The following is a 22,857-nucleotide window of genomic DNA, read 5'->3' as shown; positions in this document are numbered from 1 at the left end:
AACACGTTAATTATAGTGATTAGTATCACAAGTTAACTTTTGATACTCGTTGAATTGCCTGCTACAGGAGTGGTCATGATACTGCAGATAATCATTGCATTGCTGTTTATTACCAGTTGTCTTATTGATGCTCGCGCCCGTGAACACCTAAGCAGCAGGCAGGCTCTCGACCAGATTGGCCGCAATGTTGAAATTGACATGGTTATCAAGCATAGCGAGGATAGGCATGCAGATGAAGGCGTTATTTATCTGTACGATGACAACACCAATGCACTATCGCTTGCCTTGACCGCAGGTGCCATTGCGCAACTGCAAGAACAGGGCATCGTCGATCCGGCTGGTTATTTTCTGAATAAGAAACTCACAGTGTCAGGCGCGGTGATGCGCTTGAACGAGCGTTATCTTTTACCCGTTCAGAACGCAGATCAGTTAACACTGCTCAAATAACCGTGCAACTCAAAATGACGATATAGACAAAAGACCGCTTTAAGTGGCCTTTTTCTTATATTTCATCCCGCAGAAATACCGGGGCATCAGGGGTCGATTGCGTGTCGCTATAGTAATAGCCTGCGCTATTAAACTGCTTCAGCCCTTCCATTGTCGTTACCGATTGCTGCAGTAGATAACGCGCCATCATGCCGCGAGCTTTCTTAGCGTAGAAACTGATAATTTTATACTGACCATTTTTAGCATCTTTAAATACTGGAGAGACTAAGCGCCCTTGTAATTTTGCTGGTCTCACAGCTTTAAAGTACTCATTCGATGCCAGATTAACTATCACGTCATCACCCTGTTGCTGCAGTGCCTGATTAATACCATCAGTGATCACATCGCCCCAAAACTGATAAAGATTAGCACCTTGCGCCGTTGCCAGCGGGATCCCCATTTCCAGGCGGTAAGGTTGCATCAGATCAAGCGGTTTTAATAGCCCATAGAGCCCTGACAGAATGCGCAGATGTTGTTGGGCCGCCTGAACCACGCTCTCCGACATAGAATCGGCATCAAGTCCGCTGTAAACATCGCCACGAAAAGCATACAGTGCCTGTTTGGCATTCGCGGTAGTAAAAGGTGGCCGCCATTGAGCAAAGCGGGCCGCATTCAGTCCAGCAATTTTATCGCTGACCTTCATGAGCGATGCTATCTGTGCCGGCGATAACTGACGGCACACCGACATCAATTGTTCGCTGTATGCCAAATACTCCGGTTGGGAGTAATCAGTGACAATGGCGGGGTTCTCGAAGTCCAGAGTCTTCGCAGGGGAAATCAGAATAAGCATCAGGTACTCCGTGTTGGCGGTTAACGTAAATATGATACTGATCTACAATAAAAAAACCACGCAGCAATCACGTGGTTTTTTCGATAATGGCAACCGATTTCAGGTATTAACCTGGGCAACCTTAACATTATCAACCGCTTCTGCAGGCTCTCCAGTCCAGATATCACTATCAATTTGAGCCTGTAGATCTGGAAAGTTACGTTTATCAAACACCGGACTGACTCCGGCACTCAACTGGTCGCGGTAATCATTTATCACCCGCATGGCAACGCCAGACAGCAGCACCAACGCTAGGATATTCACCAGTGCCATCAAGCCCATGGAGAGATCCGCCATGTTCCACACCAGCGAAATTTTCGCCACGGAACCAAACATCACCATCGCCAATACCACTAGTTTGAACAACAGCACCGCCTTTCTGCTGTTACCGGTAAGAAACAACACATTGGTCTCGGCATAAGAGTAGTTGGCAATAATTGAAGTAAAGCAGAACAGCAGAATCGAACCTGCAACAAAAAAGCCTCCCCAAGCACCAACATGATGAGTCAGGGCGTTGATGGTCATTTGAATCCCATCTTCAGAGGTACCATTGCCCCATTCTCCAGAAAGCAAAATAATGGCGGCGGTAGCACTACAGATAACAATAGTATCCACAAACACACCAACCATCTGCACAAATCCCTGCGATGCTGGATGGTTAGGCGTGGGAGAGGCACTCGCGGCAACGTTGGCAGCGCTGCCCATACCGGCTTCGTTAGAGAAAAGCCCACGTGCAATCCCCGCCTGTAATGCCTGAGATGCCGTATAAGCGACACCACCAGCAGCCACTTCCTGCCAGCCGAACGCACTTTTGACCACCATCAGTAAAATTGCAGGCAATTGACTGATATTCAAGGCGACCACGACCAACGCGATAGCAATGTACGCCAAGGCCATCACCGGAACGATAACTTCTGACACGCGAGCCACTTTACGTAGCCCACCCATAATCACTAGCGCACTGCCCACAACCAGCAAGCCCCCCGTCCACACGGGTTGCCAGCCAAACACTTTCGTCAACGCACCAGTAATGGTGTTGGCTTGCACAGCGTTAAAAACTAGGCCAAATGAAATGATCAGAAATACAGCGAAAAGTATGCCCATCCAGCGCTGTCCCAATCCTCTTTCCATATAATAGGAAGGACCACCACGAAACTGACCGTCTTTATCTCTGACTTTATATACCTGAGCTAACGTAGACTCCACCATGGCAGTCGCCATGCCAAGCAACGCAATAATCCACATCCAGAACACAGCGCCGGGCCCCGCGGTACTAATAGCCACGGCAACCCCCGCCATATTTCCGGCGCCAACTCTCGCTGCCATGCTGGTACAAAACACTTGAAAAGATGATAGGCCGCTGCTGCATCCTTCGCGGCTAGTCATCATAATTTTGGCGGAATGCCCCAGATGAGTTATCTGAATAAACAATAGCCTGATAGTGAAATACAAACCGGCGCCAACCAGCGCATAAACCAACAGTTTTCCCCATAACAGGGAATTCAGAAAATTAACAATCGTTTCAACCATGCGCTTAACTCAATGGTAACAACGGCATATATTCGCTACTACACCACCGATGCGACCAAAGACATCCTCCCGATGCAAACAAAATAGACAACTGGTGCGAACGATGGTCAACACTGTATGTCGCCGCTAGCAATAGCCACATCGACACGACATTGTCATTATAGGGATCATCACGAAATCGCAACCACCATATTGTTTTAATTATATTTTTATAATCTCTGCAAATTCCCCATTTGCATAAGAATGCGATAACTGACTGGTTCATGAACTACACAATACACAGTATTTATCAGCAACTGCTCTATTTGGCAGCGTATTCAATCTACCCTAAATAAAAGCCTTAGTACAAACCTGTCAAAGCCAGTTATCAGATAAACACTGACGATAAGGATTATCACTAAGCAGATCGCCAATTCATTATAGAAAACTTACAAATAGTCTTTATTTAGTGCGAATTATTATAAATTCATGAAATATCAATATGGACTCACCACAAGAACAACCTATCACCATCAAATAAATGAGAAAATTCTGTTACTCACACTTAAAGCCATATGCCAGACAAGTGTTCAATAATTGGTATTAACATCAGCGTTAAAAACTATTGTGTAGATAACCAGCTGAAATTAACCCTCTATATTTTTATAATTAACTATTTATTTACAATTTATGATCAATTTAATCATAATTGAGGGGAATTTTGTGGCATAGGTGGAAAATTTGCTTCCCAAGCTAGATAATTTTGGCAGTTAACTCCTAACGACGGGAATTATCCCATCAAGGCTGAATATACAGCTAACAACTTCAAAGGACATGGAGAAGATGATGAACACAAAATTAACTGCTTTGTTAATGGTATCGGCATTACCATTTGCCGCTGCCGCAGCAGAACAGGAACTGACTCCTTGGTATGTAGGTGCGGGTGTGGGTGTCAACAACTACGAACCGAACTGTGACCAGAAAACCATGAAAACCTGTGGCGAAGATGACCCCTATGCTTGGGATATCTTTGGCGGCTACATGTTCAATGACTATTTTGGTGTAGAGCTAGGTTACCGGAATCTGGGCCGCGCTGAATGGACGGACTACGCTAATATCAGAAACGACGCAGGTGTCCGTGGCGCGACCTTAGGACTTGTCGGTTTCTGGCCATTTGCCAAAGATTGGGCGCTATCTGCCGAAGCTGGCGCCATGAATTATCTGATTTCCAACAAACAACAGGATGGTGCGCATTACTACAGCGATAGCGGTGTTGCCCCTTACTTCGGTGTTGGTGTTGGTTACAACTTGACCGAAAACCTCAAACTGCAGGCCAAATATCGTCGTTATGAAAACCTCGACGAAGACAAATGGAACACCCTCGACATGGAAAGCAATTATTGGGGGTTGGAACTGAGCTATCGTTTTGGTTACAGCAAACCCGCACCAGCAACTCAACCTGCTCCAGAACCAGTAGTTGCCGCTGCCCCTCTCGATAGCGACCATGATGGTGTGACAGACGATCTCGATCAGTGTCCAAATACCCCAACGGACCATAAAGTCGATGCCAAAGGCTGTTCCATCTACGTGGAAAAACTGGAAACGCTGAAAATTGCTGCACAGTTTGATAACAACTCATCTGTGGTAAAACCAGAATCTATGGCAGACATCGAAAAAGTTGCCAAATTTATGAATAAGTACCCGAAAGCTGATCTGGAAATCTCCGGTCACGCCTCACTGCCGGGTAAAGACAGTTATAACCTGTGGTTATCTCAGAAACGTGCCGACGCAGTAGCTAAAATTCTGGTCGACAAATATGGTATTGCCGCTTCTCGTATTACCGCTAAAGGCTATGGTGAAACTCAGCCACTGATGCAGGGTTCTTCTGCAGAAGCGAATGAAGTTAACCGTCGCATAGAAGCCCATATGAGCTTTAAAGATAAACAGCCACTGCTGAAATAAGCTTGCGTTACTACAAAAGCCGCTTTACCAGCGGCTTTTTTATTTTCAAGAGGAATGTCAGCCGTTAGCTGGCTAGCACCACAATCTTTGTGTAATTTTAGAAATTGCTGTTTTTTTGCGCTTACTGTAATTATTTTTCATTGTGAATTGGCAAGACGGAGCGAAATCACTTCTAATAGGTACTAAGCGATATTGAGAGCACACCGAGTAAAGGATATTACCTTATGGCTAACACACTCACGCAGCTAAAATCCATGACCACTATAGTGGCAGATACCGGCGATATTGAAGCAATCAAACGTTACCAGCCGGAAGACGCAACAACTAACCCGTCATTAATTCTCAAGGCCGCACAGATCCCGGAATATGCCGGATTAATTGATAATGCCATTGCTTGGGCTAAAGCACAGAGCCAAGATCCCGCTACCCGACTGGAAGATGCCGCAGACAAGCTCGCGGTCAATATTGGGGTCGAGATCCTAAAACTGGTTCCCGGTCGCATTTCTACAGAAGTTAACGCGCGCTTGTCCTTCGATAACGATGCATCGATTGCCAAAGCGCAACGGCTTATTCAGCTCTATCAGCAGGCAGGGGTAGATAAGTCGCGCATTCTGATCAAACTGGCGGCAACTTGGGAAGGCATATGTGCCGCCAAAGTGTTAGAACAACAGGGCATTAACTGTAATCTGACGCTGCTGTTCAGTTTTGCGCAGGCTCGCGCCTGTGCTGAAGCTGGGGTATTTCTAATCTCACCATTTGTTGGCCGTATTCTTGACTGGTATAAGCAGAGCACAGGCCACGACTATCGGGCCAGCGAAGATCCGGGTGTGCTGTCTGTTAGCAAAATTTATGACTACTATAAACAACATGGTTATCGCACGGTAGTGATGGGAGCCAGCTTCCGTAATACTGGAGAAATCATTGAGTTAGCAGGATGTGACCGATTAACTATCGGCCCTTCATTACTGGAAGAGCTGGCGACTAGCGATGTGACTATCACCCGCAAACTCTCTCCAACCACAGAAACCATAGCGGCACCAACGCCAATGACCGAAGCAGAATTCCGTTGGGAGCTGAATGAAGACGCTATGGCAGTTGAAAAACTCGCTGAAGGCATCCGCAACTTTGCCATCGATCAGGGCAAGCTGGAACAGATGCTAACAGCCAAACTCGTCTGACAACCCCATCAACGGACGACAAGGTTATCTCATGAGCAAGCTGACACAATCATCTACTTGGCAAACACTACAGGGATTGAGCAAACAGCTACCGCATATGCGACAGTTGTTTGCTGAAGATCCACAACGCTTTAGCAAATTCTCCGCGAGAGATTGCGGTTTGTTACTGGACTATTCAAAAAACCGTATTGATGCTCAAGTCATGCAATTACTGTTGCAGCTGGCAGAAAATAGCGGATTACCACATAAAATTGCCGCTATGTTTGCCGGTGAACCAATAAATACTACCGAAAAACGTGCGGTACTGCATACCGCATTGCGGGCACCAGCCGATGCAGACATTCGAGTGGATGGCGTCAATGTGGTGCCTGAAGTACAGGCAACGTTAGCCAAAATGGCTGCATTTATTGAAGCACTATACAGTGGCAAATGGCGTGGTTGTACCGGACAAAAGATTACCGATGTGGTGGCGATTGGCATTGGCGGTTCATTTCTCGGGCCCAAAATCATTTCTGAAGCACTAAAACCCTATTGGAACGGCAAACTCAACTGCCATTTTGTCGCCAATGTGGATGGCAGCTGCCTCAGTGATAAGCTCAAAATGCTGGCACCAGAAACCACCTTATTTCTGATGTCATCCAAATCTTTTGGGACGCAGGAAACGCTCACCAACACGCTGTCGTCAAAATCTTGGTTTTTGGGACAAGGCCATACGCAGGCGGATGTTGCCAAACATTTTGCGGCCATCACCTCTAATGTGGCAAAGGCCACCGAATTTGGTATCGATGCCGACAATATCTTCCCGATGTGGGATTGGGTTGGAGGCCGCTATTCTTTGTGGTCCGCTATCGGTTTGCCGATTGCATTGCTGATAGGTATGGATAACTTTCTGGCGTTGCTTAAAGGTGCCAGAACCATGGACGTACACTTCGCAGCGACACCTTTGTCACAAAACCTTCCCGTAATCATGGGGTTATTAGCTGTCTGGTATAACAACTTCCAAGGGGCTCAGTCACATGTGGTACTGACATATGATCATTACCTTAGAGGATTACCCGCGTACTTCCAGCAACTGGATATGGAAAGCAACGGTAAATCGGTAACTCTTAGTGGTGAAACCGTCGATTACACCACCGGTCCGGTGATCTGGGGAGGCGAAGGCACCAATGGACAACATGCGTATCATCAGTTGTTACATCAGGGAACTGCGCTGATACCCGCCGATTTTATATTGCCGCTGCAGAGCCATAATCCTTTAGGGGTTCATCATCAACAACTGGCGTCTAACTGTTTTGGTCAGACTCAAGCATTGATGCGTGGTAGAACCTACGCAGAGGCGTTAGCAGAATTACAAGATAGTTCGCTGCCTGAAGCCGAGAAACAACTGCTGGCTAGACATAAGGAAATGGCGGGCAATAAACCCAGCAACACTATTTTAATGAATAAACTGACGCCGGAAACCCTGGGAGCATTAATAGCGCTATATGAGCATCGTACCTTCGTGCAGGGCGCTATATGGGATATTAACTCTTTCGATCAATGGGGTGTGGAACTTGGCAAAACCCTCGGTAATGACGTGTTGTCACGCCTTGCCGCAACAGAAGCATGTACAGCTTTAGACAGTTCCAGCAACGCCTTAATCAACCTGTTCCGACAGCAAAAAATCTAGTTCATTCAATCCATTATGACCGGCCAACAGTGCCGGTCTTTTTTCAGCACAATGCCCATCCTGTTAACTGTCATCCAAATGTCTTACAGTTTTAACACTGAGGAAACATTTAACTTGCACCCTGTTCAGCAAATATGCTATTTAAGTGCTGACAAAACATACAACAACAGGAGGTTGCCATGGATCAGTTAGATTATGGTAGTGCGCTTGACCACGTGGAAGAAAGACCCGGCCGTTCTCGCAACTCCAAGAAACGTAAGTGGCGGGAAATTGAAGCGTTAAAGGAAAAACACCGTTTGATGCGGGAGCTTAAGGAAATTGACAGCAGCTTTGATGCAGATTTAGACACTCTCCTGATTTAGTATGCTGAAAAATGTAAGGCCATGGTTTACACCATGGCCTTGTTGTTACTGCAAGCCTCAACGTCGCACAATATCCGTCAACGTAGCTCCGCTGGCACAGCAAATACGGTATCTTCCTGACGGCCTTCTACCTCAGTCACCACGCTTGGTGCGAGGGTAGCAATAGCTTCCACCACTTGTTGCACCAACACTTCTGGAGCCGATGCACCCGCAGTTACCGCCACCTTGCCTACACCATTAAACCAAGTAGCATCGATATCATCGGCATTGTCCAGTAAATAAGCCCGAGTACCCGATTTCTCCGCCAACTCCCGCAACCGGTTGGAGTTGGAGCTGTTACGCGACCCAACAACGATCAGCAACTCCACATCCGACGCAATTTTACGCACAGCATCCTGACGATTTTGCGTGGCGTAACAGATATCATCCTTACGGGGCCCTTCAATACAGGGGAAACGCTGCTGCAAAGCGGCAATAATATCCATGGTGTCATCAACGGACAAAGTGGTTTGGGTGACAAAACAGAGATTCTGTGGATTTTTCACCTGTAGCTGCGCTACATCTTCCAAAGACTCAACCAGATATACGCCACCGTCGGGATTATCGTACTGTCCCATGGTGCCTTCCACTTCTGGATGCCCGGCGTGGCCCACCAGAATACATTCCACGCCTTTGCGGCTGGCACGCGTCACCTGCAGATGTACCTTGGTCACTAACGGGCAGGTAGCATCGAAAACTTTTAAACCACGCAGCTTGGCTTCTGCGCGGACCGCCTGAGACACCCCATGAGCACTAAAGATGACGATACTGTTATCTGGTACTTGTTCGAGTTCATCCACAAACACGGCGCCGCGGCGTTTTAAGTCTTCAACAACATAGCGGTTATGCACTACTTCATGGCGCACATAGATTGGTGGCGAAAACAGTTCCAGCGCCCGTTCTACAATGCTGATGGCTCGGTCAACCCCGGCACAAAAACCACGAGGATTGGCCAGTAGAATGCTCAGTTGCGGCTGAGCCTGTGTGTTATCACTCATCATCAAGCTCCTGCAACACTTCCAGTTGGAATGTCAGCGTCTGTCCCGCCAACGGATGATTCATATCAACGGTCACAGAATCACCGGCTACCTCACGGACTATCCCCGGGATTTCAGCACCATTGGCACCAGCAAACCCGACAATAACACCTGGCTCCAACACCATATCAGCCGGGAAACGGGTACGATCCAGATAATAGATGTTATCTGGGTTTACCTCGCCAAATGCATCAGCGGCCGGCAGCGTAAAACTGTGTTTGTCACCGCTGTGGAGCCCAGTTAATGCCGCCTCAAATGCCGGACTCAAGCTGCTATCGCCAATATTCAGCCGCACCGGTTTATTACTGGCTCGGGTATTTTCAGCAGTGGAACCATCGTCCAGTAAGATCGCCATATGGCACAACAGAGAACGGGTCTCAGACATCATTATTCCTTACTACTGGCGGGCTGCTGATCAGTTTTATCACCAAAAAACGCCTCCCACACAATCAACACTGCCCCAACACATATGGCGGAGTCGGCAATATTAAATGCCGGATAGTGGCTGGTGTTCCAGTAAAAATCCAGGAAATCCACCACAAAGCCATGCACCAGACGATCGACCAGATTACCCAGCGCGCCACCAATCACTAAGGTATAGGCAACCGACAACAGCCGCTTTTCTGCAGGCAAACGCCGTAACCAGATAGTCAACACCACGCTGAAGCCAACCGCTACAAGCGTGAACATCCAACGTTGCCAGCCACCAGCATCATGCAAAAAACTGAACGCCGCGCCGTAGTTACGCACGTAAGTCAGATTGAAAATCGGCAACAGTTTTACCGATTCATACAAATCAAAATTGGCCAGAATCCACTGTTTGGATAGCTGGTCAGCCACAAAGGCCAACACCACTATCCAATACCAGCGCAGGCCGCTCTGTTTCCAGTTAGCAGGCATACGGCACCTTAAGCGAACAAACGCTGTTCGCCTTCTCCCTCAATGTTAGTGACACAACGACCACACAGATGCGGATGCGCCGGATTAACGCCAACATCTTCACGGTGGTGCCAACAACGTTCACATTTCTCAGCCGTGGCTTTAACAACCTGCAGTTTCAACGCTGACATTTCAGTAGCGGTTGCGTTATCAGGTGCTTGTGCCAACGGCTGCACAGTGGCTTTAGAGGTCAGAAGCACAAAACGTAGTTCATCTCCAATCGTTGCCAAGGCATTTGCCAAAGCATCATCAGCGTACAGAGTAACTTCTGCTTCTAAGGCACCACCGATCAATTGATCGCGACGCCCCTGCTCTAGCGCTTTATTCACTTCATCACGCACTTGCAGCAATTGTTGCCAATAATCATCGCTGAGATCATTTTCCACAGTGACTGATTGCAACCCGTCATACCATTCTTGGGTAAACACATAAGTGTCACGTTTGCCCGGCATTAACTGCCAGATTTCATCAGCAGTAAAGCTCAGAATTGGCGCAATCCAGCGCACCATGGCTTCAGCAATCAGGAACAGTGCTGACTGGCAGCTACGGCGGGCATGACCATCACTTTTCGCGGTGTACTGACGATCCTTGATGATATCCAGATAGAAACTACCCAATTCCACGGAACAGAACTGCATCAGCTTCTGCACTACGATATGGAAGCTATAACTGTTGTAGGCTTCCAGTAACTCTTGCTGCAATGCGGCGGCACGGCGCACCACCCAGCGATCCAATGCCACCATCTGTTCAATGGCGATGGTATCCGTTTCTGGGTTGAAACCATTCAAATTCGCCAACAGGAAACGGGCAGTATTACGGATACGGCGGTAAGCATCCGAACTACGTTTAAACACTTCCTCGGATACGGTCATTTCACCGCTGTAATCGGTCGACGCCACCCACAAACGCAGAATGTCAGCACCTAGCTTATTGATCACCTGTTGCGGAGGAATCACGTTACCAAGGGACTTGGACATCTTGCGACCTTTGGCATCCACGGTAAAGCCATGGGTCAACACCTGCTTGTAAGGCGCTTTGCCATTCATGGCAGTAGACAGCATCAGCGACGACATAAACCAGCCACGGTGTTGATCGGAGCCTTCCATGTAAAGATCAGCGCTCTGACCACGAAACTCTGGACGAGTAGCAACAACGGTAGCGAAAGTTGAGCCTGAGTCATACCACACATCCAGCGTGTCAGTGACTTTGCGATAGTTGTCAGCATCGCTCCCCAGCAACTCTTCGATATCTAAATCCCACCACGCCTGAATGCCCTGCTGTTCAATACGTTCAGCTACTTTTTCCATCAGAGCAACACTGTCTGGATGCAATTCATCGGTATCTTTATGGACAAACAAGGTGATCGGCACGCCCCAAGTACGCTGGCGGGAAATACACCAGTCAGGGCGGTTAGCGACCATTTTTTCAATACGCCCTTCACCCCAGTCAGGGATCCATTGCGTCTGTTCGATTTCCTTCAACGCATCACGACGCAACCCTTTGTTATCCATAGAGATAAACCATTGCGGTGTAGCTCGGAAAATAATCGGTGTCTTGTGGCGCCAGCAATGCGGATAGCTGTGACGATAGGCCTGATAATGCAGCAACGCGCCGCGTTCCTTCAATACAGCAACCACGTCATCATTGGCTTTGAACACATGCTTGCCGGCAAACAACGGGGTGTCATCTTTATAGACGCCGTTATCACCTACCGGATTGGCGACTTCCAAACCATATTTTTGACCCACCACAAAGTCATCTTGACCGTGTCCAGGCGCGGTGTGAACGATACCAGTACCCGAATCAGTAGTAACGTGGTCACCCAGTACCACTGGCACGGTAAAATCATAAAACGGATGCTGGAAGCGGATCAGCTCTAGCGCCTCACCTTTGCAACGTCCCAGTACTTGGGTGGCTGTGGCACCATAACGTTGTAGACACTCTTCATACAACGCTTCAGCCAGTACCAGCGTTCTCTTGCCTTGTTCTAGTTCAGCTTCCACCAGCACATAATCCAGCTCTGGACTGACACACAAGGCGCGGTTAGCCGGCATGGTCCAAGGTGTCGTGGTCCAGATCACCATGGCAGGCGCGGTTACGGCGCCGACACCAAAGGCAACGGCAATTTTTTCCGGTTCAGCAGCAACAAATGCCACATCAATTGCAGGTGACGTACGGTCTTCGTATTCCACTTCCGCTTCAGCCAATGCCGAGCCACAATCGGTACACCAGTGCACGGGTTTTACGCCTTTTTGCAGATGACCATTGCTTATAACTTTGGCCAGCGAACGGACGATGTTGGCTTCCGTATCAAAGTTCATGGTGAGGTAAGGATTGTACCAATCCCCTAAGACACCTAAACGAATAAACCCTTCACGCTGGATCTCGACTTGGCTCATCGCATACTTTCGACAATGCTCACGAAATTCAGCAGCGGAAATCTTTTGTCCAGGTTTACCGACTTTCTGTTCAACTTTCAGCTCAATCGGCAGACCATGGCAGTCCCACCCTGGAACGTAGGGTGCATCAAAGCCAGACATGGTCTTAGATTTTACAATGATGTCTTTAATAATTTTATTCAGTGAGTGACCAATATGAATTTCACCGTTCGCGTATGGAGGGCCATCGTGCAGAATAAACATGTCACGGCCACTACGGCTGTTGCGGATCTGCTGATACAACTGGTCGTCGTTCCAGCGCTGCAGCATCTCAGGTTCCCGATTTGCCAGGTTACCACGCATCGGAAACTCGGTTTCCGGCAGATTCAAAGTTGATTTATAGTCGCTCATTGATCCTTTACCATATATTTGACTGATGACTCAGCCTGCGTCATTGCTAAGCAAAGCCTTGACCTTGTCAGCATCATTCATAATCTGTTTTTGCAGAGCATCCAGTGAGTGGAACGGTTTTTCATCACGAATTTTCGCCACCAATTCCACTTCTACCCGTTGCCCATAGAGATCGCCGGAAAAATCAAATAAATTAACCTCCAGCAAACAGTTCTGGCCTTTCACTGTTGGACGAAAGCCAACATTCGCCACCCCATCAAACGGTGTACTTCCAGGCCAAGACAATCTAACGGCAAACACGCCGCGTACCGGTACAACCTGCCGTTTCAATGCAATATTGGCGGTGGGAAATCCCAGTGTGCGTCCAAGCTGTTGACCATGGACAACCCGGCCTGACAGCGTAAATGGATGACCCAGCAAACGCCTAGTCAATTCCAGGTTACCTTTGGCTAGTGCGTCACGTACCATGGTAGAGCTAACGCGTTGATCACCCACAAGAAAGCTGTCAGTATTGACTACGGCAAACCCATGTTGCTCACCCGCCTGCTTTAACATGTCGAAATTACCACGACGTTGTTGTCCAAAGCAGAAATCGTCGCCCACCACCAGATAACGTACACCGAGCTTATCCACTAGCAATGATTCAATAAACTGTTCCGGTGGTAACTGAGCAAACTTTTTGTCAAACCGCACACATAACAAGCGGTCAACGCCAAGCTCAGCTAACAAGGCTATCTTGTCGCGTAACAAACTAATTCTTGCCGGCGCATTCTGACCAGCAAACAGCTCTTGTGGCTGCGGCTCAAAAGTCATTAATGTTGCAGGCAGCTCCAATTGTCTGGCTTTCTTAACCAGATTAGCGATGACCTCAGCATGCCCACGATGTACCCCATCAAAATTACCTATGGTCAGTACACAACCTCGATGACGGGTTTGAATATTATGTATTCCGCGAATCAGTTCCATGAATCAAATAACTGCGCACAGGGAAATTGGCGGATTATATACCAGCCGCTGTATATAATCAGCCCTTGAGCGTCGGTTTACGCCATACTCGTCCGCCAAGTAACAGAATTACCAGCAGATATAAGCCAGCTCCAGCGAATATCAGGCGCAACAGATGCCAGATCCGCTGATGAATTGACCAATGCAACCAATCGTTCATGATGGGAGACATCCATACTAGCAACAGCACCATCAACGTGACCGCTACCAGCACCTTAGCAATAAATAGCAACGTATTGCGACTGACGCGGTAAACACCAGCCAGATGTAATCCACGATACAGCAGGCTGGCGTTTAACAATGCCGACATAGAAGTGGCAATGGCCAGCCCGACATAACTGAACGGAAAAGCCAGAATAATGTTGAATACCATGTTGCTTAGCATCGCGATAATGCCAATTTTCACCGGTGTTTTGGTATCCTGACGCGCATAATAGCCAGGAGCCAACACTTTGATCAGCATGAAACTAAGCAGACCGGTGCCATAGGCAATGAGCGATGCTGAGGCCATATTCACATCTTCCATATCGAAAGCCCCACGCATAAACAGCACCATTAACATGGGTTTAGCCAACACAATCAACCCAGCCATCGCGGGAGCGCCGAGTAAAATGATGGCGCGAACGCCCCAGTCCATTGTCTGTCCAAACTCCGAGCTTTCAGCATTCACATGCTTGCGCGACAAGGTAGGCAAGATAACAGTAGCGATGGCAATTCCAAACAGCCCCAGCGGAAACTCCAGCAATCTGTCAGAGTAATACAACCAACTGATGGAGCCGGTCATCAAAAAGCTGGCGATAAAGGTATCTAATAGCAAGTTAATTTGTGACACTGAAACGCCAAACAACGCCGGCAGCATCAATTTTCTAATCTTCACCACTCCCGGTTCATGCCAGCCCCAAGAGGGCTTCACCAGGGCGCGCTCGCGCCACAGAAACGGGATCTGAAACAGAAACTGAATCACCCCACCAGCAAACACGCCCCAAGCCAGCCCAATCTCAGGCCGTTGCAACTGCGGGCTTAGCCATATGGCGGCAGCGATGATAGCGACATTCAAAAATACTGGAGTAAACGCAGATACCGCGAAACGCCCGCGAGTGTTCAATATGGAGCCAGACAGTGCGGTAAAGGTAATAAACCACAGGTAAGGAAAGGTAATTTTCAGCATCAGGGATGCCAGTTCAAACTTAGTACCATCGGGCTCATGATTCAGCCAGGCCACAAACCAACCTGCGCCAAATAAGGCAGTCAGTACTGGCGAGGCCAGAATCCCGATAAACGTCACTATGGTGACCAATATCCCGAGGGTACCCGCTACCTTGGACAATAAATGCCGCACCGCATCATCAGACTCGGTTTCCTGATATTCGGTCAAGACTGGGACAAATGCTTGAGCAAAAGCCCCTTCGGCAAAAAGACGCCGCAGGAAGTTCGGAATTTTATTGGCAAAGAAGAAAACATCTGCGCTTACACCAGCCCCCATCAGGTTGGCCACGACAACGTCCCGAACTAACCCTAGGACACGCGAAATCAAGGTCATCACACTGACAATTAGACCCGAACGCACCAGTTTTTTGCTCAATCAAACTTCCCCGGAAAGCCATTGACAGGCAAACGGGACCATACGCAAATTTTCCATCTGGACCCTGTCACATAGCGGCAATTGCTGTTAGAATGCGCCCCATCTTACACGAGTTGGGTTGAGGAAAGCCAAATCGCCTAGGAAATATTTGCTTTTGTGGCGGATATTCCATCATTGTCGTTGACAAAAAGGTGAAAAACGGGCATCCTCCTCGGCCTTTAAAAGTCATAATTCCCAGTTTTTAGGAGTTGCACCTTGGCTAACAGCAAGACTGCAAAGAAACGCGCGCTTCAGTCTGAAAAGCGTCGTCAACACAATGCAAGCCGTCGCTCTATGATGCGCACTTATGTTAAGAAAGTTATCGCCGCTATCCGCGCCGGTGACCATAAAGCCGCTGTTGAAGCATTTGCGACAGCACAGCCTATCCTTGATCGCATGGCTACTAAAGGCCTGATCCACAAGAACAAGGCTGCTCGTCATAAGACTCGTTTGAACGCCCGTATCAAAGCACTGGCTGCTTAATTGGCTCTTATGAAAAAAACCGGCGAAAGCCGGTTTTTTATTGTCCGTAATTTACCTAAACATAGCTAATGGGCTCAAAAAGCGCGTTTTTGCAGGCAGGGAGAGGGTGAAGTCAGTTAAAAGAGCAAAAGAAAAACACGTCGAAACCACAGCGTTTGGCTGGCTATTCTGCCGCTACATCGCTCTCCCAGATAGTGCCTCGGGGGAACTGCCAGTTACCAGCCAAAAATCTGTCAATTACATCTGAAAGTCAGTCCGCATTAATGACAATAAATATTATCGATCAAACGGATCATCTCTTTGACTTCGTCACTTTTCAGGGAGTAATAAACTGTCTGCGCTTCTTTACGGGTAGCCACCAAATTATCTTTACGCAGCCAAGCCAGATGTTGCGACAATGCCGACTGACTCAAGCCGAGTTTTTTATTCATATCACCAACGCACATCTCTCCCTCATTCAAGAGATAGCACAGAATAAATAATCGTCTCTCGTTAGCAAGTGCCTTCAGCAATACCACTGCTTGGTCTGCTCGCTGCTGCATTAATTCTATATTCATAACGAGCCCACTCTCCTTTAATAAATTCCGACCCTAATATAGCCGCGGCTAAGGCACATAGTCGGGACGCAAAGCACATTTTTTGTTAGATTGTTTTTAAAAATGGGACACACGTTATAAAAAAGAAGGAAAGTGATGAAAAAGCCTACCCTACTATTCTTCAGTACACTGCTGCTGAGTAATCTTTTAGTACCGTTAGTTGCGGCAACAGAGCATACAAATCAAGCAGTTGTCAGTGAATTACAGAACAATGCTCTGAAATCTGATCTGGCTTATAAAATTGCCGAGTCACTAACAGTAGAAGTCGGTCCTAGACTTGCTGGCAGCGCCGAAAATGCGCTAGCGGTGGACTGGGCTGAAGCCAAATTGAAATCATTAGGATTTGATAAAGTTTACCGAGAACCCGTTATGGTGCCGGTGTGGCAACGTGGCGAGGCCAGCGCCAATGTGGTCGCGCCTTTTCCGCAGAAACTCGTGATCTCTGCGCTCGGAGGCAGTGTGGCCACGCCGCCAGCAGGATTACAGGCAAAAGTGGTACGTTTTGACACTCTCGCCGCACTAACTGCCGCAGATGCCGCACAGGTAAAAGACAAAATCGTCTTTATTGACCAAAAAACTGAACGTCATCAAGACGGCAGCGGCTACGGAAAAAGTGTTGGCGGCAGAGTCAATGGGGCAGTAGCAGCAGCTCGTAAAGGGGCAGTGGCTGTGCTCATCCGTTCGATTGGGACAGATCATGACCGCATGGCACACACTGGCCTGATGCATTATCAAGAGGATGTACCCCGCATCCCAGCAGCGGCACTGACCAATCCAGATGCCAACCAACTGGATGCCATGTTACGTAGAGGACAAGAAGTCACATTGTCGTTGAACATGTCGCCCAAGAGTCTGGGCGACACCACAACCTACAACGTGATTGGTGAGTTTACCGGTAGCAGCAAGCCTGACGAAATCGTCTTGCTTGGTGCCCACCTTGACTCTTGGGATGAAGGCACTGGCGCAATAGACGATGCGGCTGGTGTTGCCATTGTCACTGCAGCAGCCAAAATGATAGGAGATCTGCCGCAACGCCCGGCCCGCACGATTCGTGTTGTGCTGTTTGCCGCAGAGGAGATAGGTCTGTTAGGCGGCAAAGCGTATGTTGCCCAGCACGCCAATGAAATGGCCAAACACTATATTGCAGCGGAATCAGACTTTGGTGCGGGGCGTATTTATCGCGCTGATGTCTGCGTCAACGAAACAGCGCTAAGCGCTGTTTGGCAGCATTTGTCCGGACTGGCAGCGCTCAATGTGGCACAGGGCAATAATGGTGCACGTGGTGGCTCTGAAGTCTCACTGTTACCAACTGAAGGCGTACCGGTTGCTTCGCTACGCCAGGATGGTAGTGATTATTTTGATTACCATCATACTCCCAATGACACACTAGATAAGATTGACCCGGCAGCACTGGCGCAAAACGTAGCGGTTTATGCCACATTTGCCTATCAGATGGCACAATCTACACTGCAATTGCGGCCTCTGCCGCAAGCTCAGTAATACCTAGCCTATATTAGGAGCGGCAAACATCACTGCCGCTCCTGCGTTCTTTTTATGTTTGCGCGAGGCCAGGCTGGTGAATAATCCGCCGCTTATTGGCGATCTCCGCCACCTTTTGTGATAACCATCACTATTAGTCGTGTAAACTCACCACCAGCGTCGCATTTTTCAGTTTTTAAAGCTGACAATAAGCGAGAAAAAAGCCGTTCTCTGAGATAATTCACTTTAGTTACATAAGTTTCAAATCAGAACTGATGATCCCCATATTTGATAAACCCGGTATTTTTGCCAGTTTCATTTACCGAAACGCCCGTATTATCCACACCCTGAAAATTGCCTTAGCGTTATTCATTGTGGCGCTATTTAACTGGCTATGGCCTGTGCCCCACTTTATCTGGGCGATGGTCACCATTGTGATCATTATGATGGGGCTGCCACAAGTAGGTGGGGCGATCGAAAAGTCACTGCAACGTGCAATTGGTACGCTCATCGGCTCCGCTTATGGTGTGTTTCTGGTAATCGCAATGGATAACTACTGGAGTCTGATGGGCCTGCTGATTTTCGGTGTTTGTGTCGTGGTACTGCTTAACGCTGGCCGCTACAGCTATGCTTATCTGGTGACCGGATTTACCATGATCATCGTGATTGGTGACGCCAATCACGACACTTCAGAAGCGCTATGGCGCAGTGCCAATATTCTGATGGGGTGTCTTATTGCAATGCTGGTATCACTCTTTGTGTTACCAATCAAAGCCAAACAGGATTGGCGGGCACAATTAGGCAAATCTTTTTCGTTAATGGCTGAGGTGTTAGCCAATCATCTGCAAACGCATGACGATGTCGAACTCCCCGTTGAACGCCTAAAGCTGGAAAACGCTATGAAGGCGGTACTGGCACAGAAGAAACTCTTTTTCTCGCTGGAATGGGAAAGCCAGACGCTCAAGAAACATCCGCAACTGCTGACGGAATTAGCCAACGAACAGGTCCGAGTTATCACATTACTGGAACTGCTGCTGATGACCCACTGGCGTGAAGAAGAAAACAACGCTTACGGTCGCATGCAGCAGATAGCCCAACGTTTGCAGCAAGACTTCGCAGCCCTAACGGATTACGTGAATGGCAAACGTCACGACCGCCCGCTATTGCCGTTGGAGCTCGAACAACGATTGCAACAACAGTTGTTGGTTGAGCAACAATTAGCGCCTAGTTCTGATAGCGAACAAACTGACCTCCAGCACTTTACCCAAAACGGTTATGGCTGGCTGCTCTACCAACTGGCGTTAGCGCTGTTGGCAATAAATCAGGAACTGGACAAATTGGAACAGGCCTATAATAAACAACAATTTATGAATAAAGCGATGGCCGAATAATCCCGCTGACAAGTCGCATTAAACAGCGACTTGTCTTGCGCCAAATTCAGTCCCAGATCAGTTCACGGAAATGCTTACGGCATACAGATTCGTAGTTTTCATTGCCACCGATTGCTACCTGGGCGCCTTCGCGTACCGGCTTACCTTCGCTGTCACGACGGATCACCATGTTGGCTTTACGTCCGCAGAAACAGATGGTTTTCAGCTCTACCAACTTATCCGCCCACGCCAGCAGATACTGACTGCCGCTGAAGAGCTCGCCTTGAAAGTCTGTACGTAATCCGTAACACAATACCGGAATATCCAGTTTATCCACCACATAGGCGAGCTGCTTGACCTGCGCTTTACTGAGAAATTGCGATTCATCCACCAGCACACAGTGCAGAAACTGTTGCTGATGGGCATCATTGATGATCTGTACCAGATCATCATCACCATGAAATATCAGTGCTTCGCTTTCCAGCCCGATACGAGAAGCCACTTTACCAACGCCAAAACGGTCATCGATGGCTGGCGTCATCACCAACGTATTCATGCCCCGTTCCCGGTAGTTATAAGAAGATTGTAGTAACGAGGTAGATTTTCCGGCGTTCATTGCCGAATAATAAAAGTAAAGCTGAGCCAAGACCGGCGCTCCCGCAGTTGTTAATGCCCGCTATCTTACCGCGTTTGCTGATAAAAATCAGTGGTGACTGCACTCAGCCCCAGAGCGGTAGCTCATCTCTAATGCAATCAATTTGTTACAATTTTACCGCCTTTTTACCAGACTGTTCGAACCTGATTCAGTTTGGATTAATTCGCCGTTGTTAGCGTGCAGCGTTCATCAGCTTAACGACAACGGAAAAGACAAGATGCGAAAAACTCTTTTAGCAATCGCCTTAGGGCAAGCGCTGTTACTGGCAGGTTGTGCCAGTACCGACAAACAGCCACAAGCAACAGTTGCGGCCGAAGCTGTACAGCAAACCCCCCTCTTCAGCGCCAGCCAACTGCAATATCAGGCACCAGATTTCAGTCAGATCCGCACCGAACATTTCCAACCGGCATTAGAGGCTGGCATTCTAGCCCACGATAAAGAAGTGCAAGCCATCGCCATGCAATCGGCACCGCCCACCTTTGAAAATACCATTGTCGCGCTGGAAAAATCTGGGGCACTGTTGGACCGCGCATCTGCCGTGTTTTATAACCTCAGCAGTTCTAACAGCAACCCAGAAATCCGCCGTATTCAAAGCGAAATGGCCCCAAAAATGGCGGCACACACTGACAATATCAATCTGAATCCACAACTGTTCGCGCGCATTAACACCTTGTATCAGCAGCGTCATCAGTTAACGCTGACGCCCGAACAAGTCCGCCTGATTGAAGTCTACCACCAACGTTTTGTGCTTGCCGGCGCACAGCTAGATGAAACCCAGAAAGCACAAATCCGGGCGCTTAATGAAGAACAATCAAAGCTGACTAACGAGTTTCAGCAACGATTATTAAGACTCACCAAAGCCAGCGCCGTTATTGTGGACGACGTCGCTCAGCTTGACGGTCTTTCTGATTCAACCATCCGTAATGCCGCCAAAGCGGCTAAAGACGCCGGGCATGACGGTCAATATCTGCTTAACATCACTAACACTACCCGTCAGCCGGTACTGGCACAGCTGCATAATCGCGAATTGCGGCAGAAAATCTGGCAAGCCTCCGCTAACCGTGGTTTAAGTGGCGAAGACGAAACAGTATCACTGGTGGCGCGCTTAGCTCAGTTGAGAGCAGAAAAGGCAAAACTGCTCGGTTTCGATAACTGGGCCAGCTACCGTTTAGCACCACAGATGGCGAAAACCCCACAAGCCGTGTTTGACATGTTCGGCTCTATGGTCCCGGCGGTGGTAGCCAATACCCAAAAAGAAGCTGATGCCATTCAGGCGATGATCACCCAAACCGGCGGTGACTTCACGCTGCAACCTTGGGATTGGGCCTACTACGCCGAAAAAGTACGCCAGCAACAATATGATCTGGATGAAAATAGCCTCAAACCCTATTTTGAGTTCAATCGCGTGCTACAAGATGGGGTGTTCTACACCTTGAATCAACTCTACGGCGTTACCTTTAAGCCGCGACCAGATCTGCCGGTCTACCATCCAGATGTTAAAGCCTGGGAAGTGTTTGATGCCGATGGCAGCAGTCTGGCGATATTCTATGGTGATTATTTTGCCCGCGAAGGTAAACGAGGCGGGGCCTGGATGAGTTCCTTCGTACGCCAAAGCGGCCTGCTGGGACAAAAACCTGTGGTCGTCAATGTGATGAATATCCAGAAAGCCCCAGATGGCGAGCCCACTTTTGTTAGCTATGACCAAGTGACCACCATGTTCCACGAACTGGGACATGGTACCCACGGCATGTTTTCCAAGGTCAACTATCCAAGCCTTTCCGGCACTGCGGTTTCAAGAGACTTTGTTGAATTTCCGTCAACCTTTGAAGAAGACTGGGCGGGTCATCCCAAAGTACTCGCCAATTACGCGAAACATTATCAGACGGGCGAACCGCTGCCTGCGGATATGCTAGACAAGCTGTTGCGCTCCCGTAGTTTCAATATGGGCTTTGATACGCTCGAGTACATGTCTGCAGCATTATTGGATTTGGAATGGCACAGTCTGAGCGCTGACGCACCGCTGCAAAACGTTGCACAATTTGAAGCTCAAGCGTTGGCAAAACATGGGGTGGATCTGGCGGCAGTGCCACCACGTTATCGCTCCAGTTACTTTGCTCACGCGTTTCCAGGCGGTTATAGCGCCAGTTATTACGCTTACATGTGGAGTGAAATTCTGGCAGCAGATGCTTTTGCCTACGTGCAAACACAGGGTGGACTTAGCCGTGATATCGGCATGAAATTCCGCAAAGCAATCCGGGAAGTAGGTAACAGCGTAGCCCCCATGGAAGCCTATGAGAACTTCCGTGGGCAGCAACCAACAACCGAAGGGCTGCTGAAACGCCGAGGATTGATGTAACTGTACCATCGGCAACACAAAAAAAGCGCAGCATCAGCCGCNCGGTTGTCCGTAAGAAGTTTTCCCGTAAACAACTCATTGTTTTTCTGCAACAACTTCCCCCCACAACCATCGCCTTTGAGGCCTGTGGTGGTGCACATTGGCTTGGACGGCTTTGTCAGCAGTTCGGCCATCAAGTCAAACTCATTCCACCGCAGTATGTAAAACCCTACGTCAAAGGCAACAAGAACGACTTTATTGACGCCGATGCCATTGCTGAAGCAGCACCGCGGCCATCGATGCGCTTTGTCGCGGTCAAAACAGAAGCGGCACAGATGATGTCAGCTGTTCATCGCGTGCGACAAGGCTATATCAAAGAGCGCACTCCCTGTATGTCACGCATTGGCGCACTGTTACTGGAGTTTGGTGTCAGTCTACCAAGGGGCCATAGCGTCATGAAGCGCTTATTCCAGTGGTTGGCCGAACATGCCGGAAAACTCCCCGCGCCACTCAT

Annotated in this window: 19 protein-coding genes and 1 pseudogene; 10 read left to right on the top strand and 10 right to left on the bottom strand. The window is 48.5% G+C overall.

All coding sequences use genetic code 11. The features are described 5' to 3' along the window. Window positions 1-75: 75 nt before the first annotated feature. Window positions 76-447 carry a hypothetical protein gene (locus IE064_RS15690; RefSeq protein ID WP_189618683.1) on the top strand — a complete coding sequence of 124 codons (372 nt, stop codon included), beginning with the start codon at window positions 76-78 and terminating at the stop codon, window positions 445-447. Between the two features lie 55 nt (window positions 448-502). On the opposite strand, the gene yaaA is transcribed toward IE064_RS15690, so the two are convergent. Together yaaA and IE064_RS15680 are read right to left on the bottom strand one after the other, a co-directional pair. Continuing rightward, window positions 503-1,276 (bottom strand): peroxide stress protein YaaA, encoded by a 774-nt coding sequence (gene yaaA / locus IE064_RS15685; protein WP_189618682.1) that lies wholly within the window; start codon window positions 1,274-1,276, stop codon window positions 503-505. Between the two features lie 99 nt (window positions 1,277-1,375). Further along, window positions 1,376-2,845 (bottom strand): alanine/glycine:cation symporter family protein, encoded by a 1,470-nt coding sequence (locus IE064_RS15680; RefSeq protein ID WP_189618681.1) that lies wholly within the window; start codon window positions 2,843-2,845, stop codon window positions 1,376-1,378. A gap of 822 nt (window positions 2,846-3,667) precedes the next feature. Here IE064_RS15680 and IE064_RS15675 point away from each other — a divergent pair. The 4 genes from IE064_RS15675 to IE064_RS15660 all read left to right on the top strand — a co-directional run bounded on the left by IE064_RS15675 (window position 3,668) and on the right by IE064_RS15660 (window position 7,995). Then, window positions 3,668-4,786 (top strand): OmpA family protein, encoded by a 1,119-nt coding sequence (locus tag IE064_RS15675; RefSeq protein ID WP_189618680.1) that lies wholly within the window; start codon window positions 3,668-3,670, stop codon window positions 4,784-4,786. 224 nt (window positions 4,787-5,010) lie between these two features. Further along, entirely contained in the window at window positions 5,011-5,964 is a 954-nt protein-coding gene (gene tal, locus IE064_RS15670; RefSeq protein WP_189618679.1) for a transaldolase, read from the top strand. Between the two features lie 31 nt (window positions 5,965-5,995). Further along, window positions 5,996-7,633 carry a glucose-6-phosphate isomerase gene (gene pgi / locus IE064_RS15665; protein WP_189618678.1) on the top strand — a complete coding sequence of 546 codons (1,638 nt, stop codon included), beginning with the start codon at window positions 5,996-5,998 and terminating at the stop codon, window positions 7,631-7,633. A 179-nt stretch (window positions 7,634-7,812) separates the two neighbouring features. Further along, window positions 7,813-7,995 carry a DUF3545 family protein gene (locus IE064_RS15660; RefSeq protein ID WP_133038610.1) on the top strand — a complete coding sequence of 61 codons (183 nt, stop codon included), beginning with the start codon at window positions 7,813-7,815 and terminating at the stop codon, window positions 7,993-7,995. A 77-nt stretch (window positions 7,996-8,072) separates the two neighbouring features. Here IE064_RS15660 and ispH read toward each other — a convergent pair whose 3' ends face one another. The 6 genes from ispH to murJ are packed head-to-tail and all read right to left on the bottom strand — an operon-like array spanning window position 8,073 to window position 15,386. After that, complete coding sequence (ispH, locus tag IE064_RS15655) at window positions 8,073-9,032, bottom strand: 4-hydroxy-3-methylbut-2-enyl diphosphate reductase (RefSeq protein WP_268244780.1); 960 nt, start codon at window positions 9,030-9,032, stop codon at window positions 8,073-8,075. After that, on the bottom strand, window positions 9,025-9,456 hold the full coding sequence (fkpB, locus tag IE064_RS15650) for an FKBP-type peptidyl-prolyl cis-trans isomerase (protein ID WP_133038628.1): 432 nt from the start codon (window positions 9,454-9,456) through the stop codon (window positions 9,025-9,027). Before fkpB ends, ispH begins: the two co-directional genes overlap by 8 nt. A gap of 2 nt (window positions 9,457-9,458) precedes the next feature. Continuing rightward, the gene (gene lspA, locus IE064_RS15645) at window positions 9,459-9,971 is read right to left on the bottom strand and encodes a signal peptidase II (protein WP_133038612.1); all 513 of its coding nucleotides are present in this window, start codon (window positions 9,969-9,971) and stop codon (window positions 9,459-9,461) included. Window positions 9,972-9,979: 8 nt separating this feature from the next. Further along, window positions 9,980-12,799 carry an isoleucine--tRNA ligase gene (gene ileS / locus IE064_RS15640; protein ID WP_189618677.1) on the bottom strand — a complete coding sequence of 940 codons (2,820 nt, stop codon included), beginning with the start codon at window positions 12,797-12,799 and terminating at the stop codon, window positions 9,980-9,982. A gap of 30 nt (window positions 12,800-12,829) precedes the next feature. Then, window positions 12,830-13,765, bottom strand: a complete 936-nt coding sequence (ribF, locus tag IE064_RS15635; RefSeq protein ID WP_189618676.1) for a bifunctional riboflavin kinase/FAD synthetase — start codon at window positions 13,763-13,765, stop codon at window positions 12,830-12,832. 58 nt (window positions 13,766-13,823) lie between these two features. Next, window positions 13,824-15,386, bottom strand: a complete 1,563-nt coding sequence (gene murJ, locus IE064_RS15630) for a murein biosynthesis integral membrane protein MurJ (protein WP_189618675.1) — start codon at window positions 15,384-15,386, stop codon at window positions 13,824-13,826. Window positions 15,387-15,641: 255 nt separating this feature from the next. On the opposite strand from murJ, the gene rpsT reads away from it, so the two are divergent. Then, window positions 15,642-15,908: a 30S ribosomal protein S20 gene (rpsT, locus tag IE064_RS15625; protein ID WP_133038616.1), complete on the top strand. Its 267-nt coding sequence runs from the start codon at window positions 15,642-15,644 to the stop codon at window positions 15,906-15,908. 260 nt (window positions 15,909-16,168) lie between these two features. Here rpsT and IE064_RS15620 read toward each other — a convergent pair whose 3' ends face one another. After that, complete coding sequence (locus tag IE064_RS15620; RefSeq protein WP_133038617.1) at window positions 16,169-16,465, bottom strand: ArsR/SmtB family transcription factor; 297 nt, start codon at window positions 16,463-16,465, stop codon at window positions 16,169-16,171. A 135-nt stretch (window positions 16,466-16,600) separates the two neighbouring features. Here IE064_RS15620 and IE064_RS15615 point away from each other — a divergent pair, with 135 nt between their 5' ends. Together IE064_RS15615 and IE064_RS15610 are read left to right on the top strand one after the other, a co-directional pair. Next, entirely contained in the window at window positions 16,601-18,004 is a 1,404-nt protein-coding gene (locus tag IE064_RS15615; RefSeq protein ID WP_189618674.1) for a M20/M25/M40 family metallo-hydrolase, read from the top strand. Window positions 18,005-18,261: 257 nt separating this feature from the next. After that, window positions 18,262-19,374, top strand: a complete 1,113-nt coding sequence (locus tag IE064_RS15610; protein WP_373295282.1) for an FUSC family protein — start codon at window positions 18,262-18,264, stop codon at window positions 19,372-19,374. Between the two features lie 46 nt (window positions 19,375-19,420). Here the strand turns inward: IE064_RS15610 and IE064_RS15605 are convergent, their stop codons facing one another. Next, on the bottom strand, window positions 19,421-19,999 hold the full coding sequence (locus IE064_RS15605) for a thymidine kinase (RefSeq protein WP_189618672.1): 579 nt from the start codon (window positions 19,997-19,999) through the stop codon (window positions 19,421-19,423). A 226-nt stretch (window positions 20,000-20,225) separates the two neighbouring features. Between IE064_RS15605 and IE064_RS15600 the strand changes: the two genes are divergently transcribed. Then, window positions 20,226-22,364 (top strand): M3 family metallopeptidase, encoded by a 2,139-nt coding sequence (locus IE064_RS15600; RefSeq protein ID WP_189618671.1) that lies wholly within the window; start codon window positions 20,226-20,228, stop codon window positions 22,362-22,364. Between the two features lie 38 nt (window positions 22,365-22,402). After that, window positions 22,403-22,857: pseudogene (locus IE064_RS15595) on the top strand (IS110 family transposase); the annotation flags it as partial.

The organism is Shewanella fodinae (assembly GCF_014651955.1).
Taxonomy (GTDB): Bacteria; Pseudomonadota; Gammaproteobacteria; order Enterobacterales; family Shewanellaceae; genus Shewanella; species Shewanella fodinae.
This window is presented reverse-complemented; position numbering and strand designations above follow the sequence as displayed.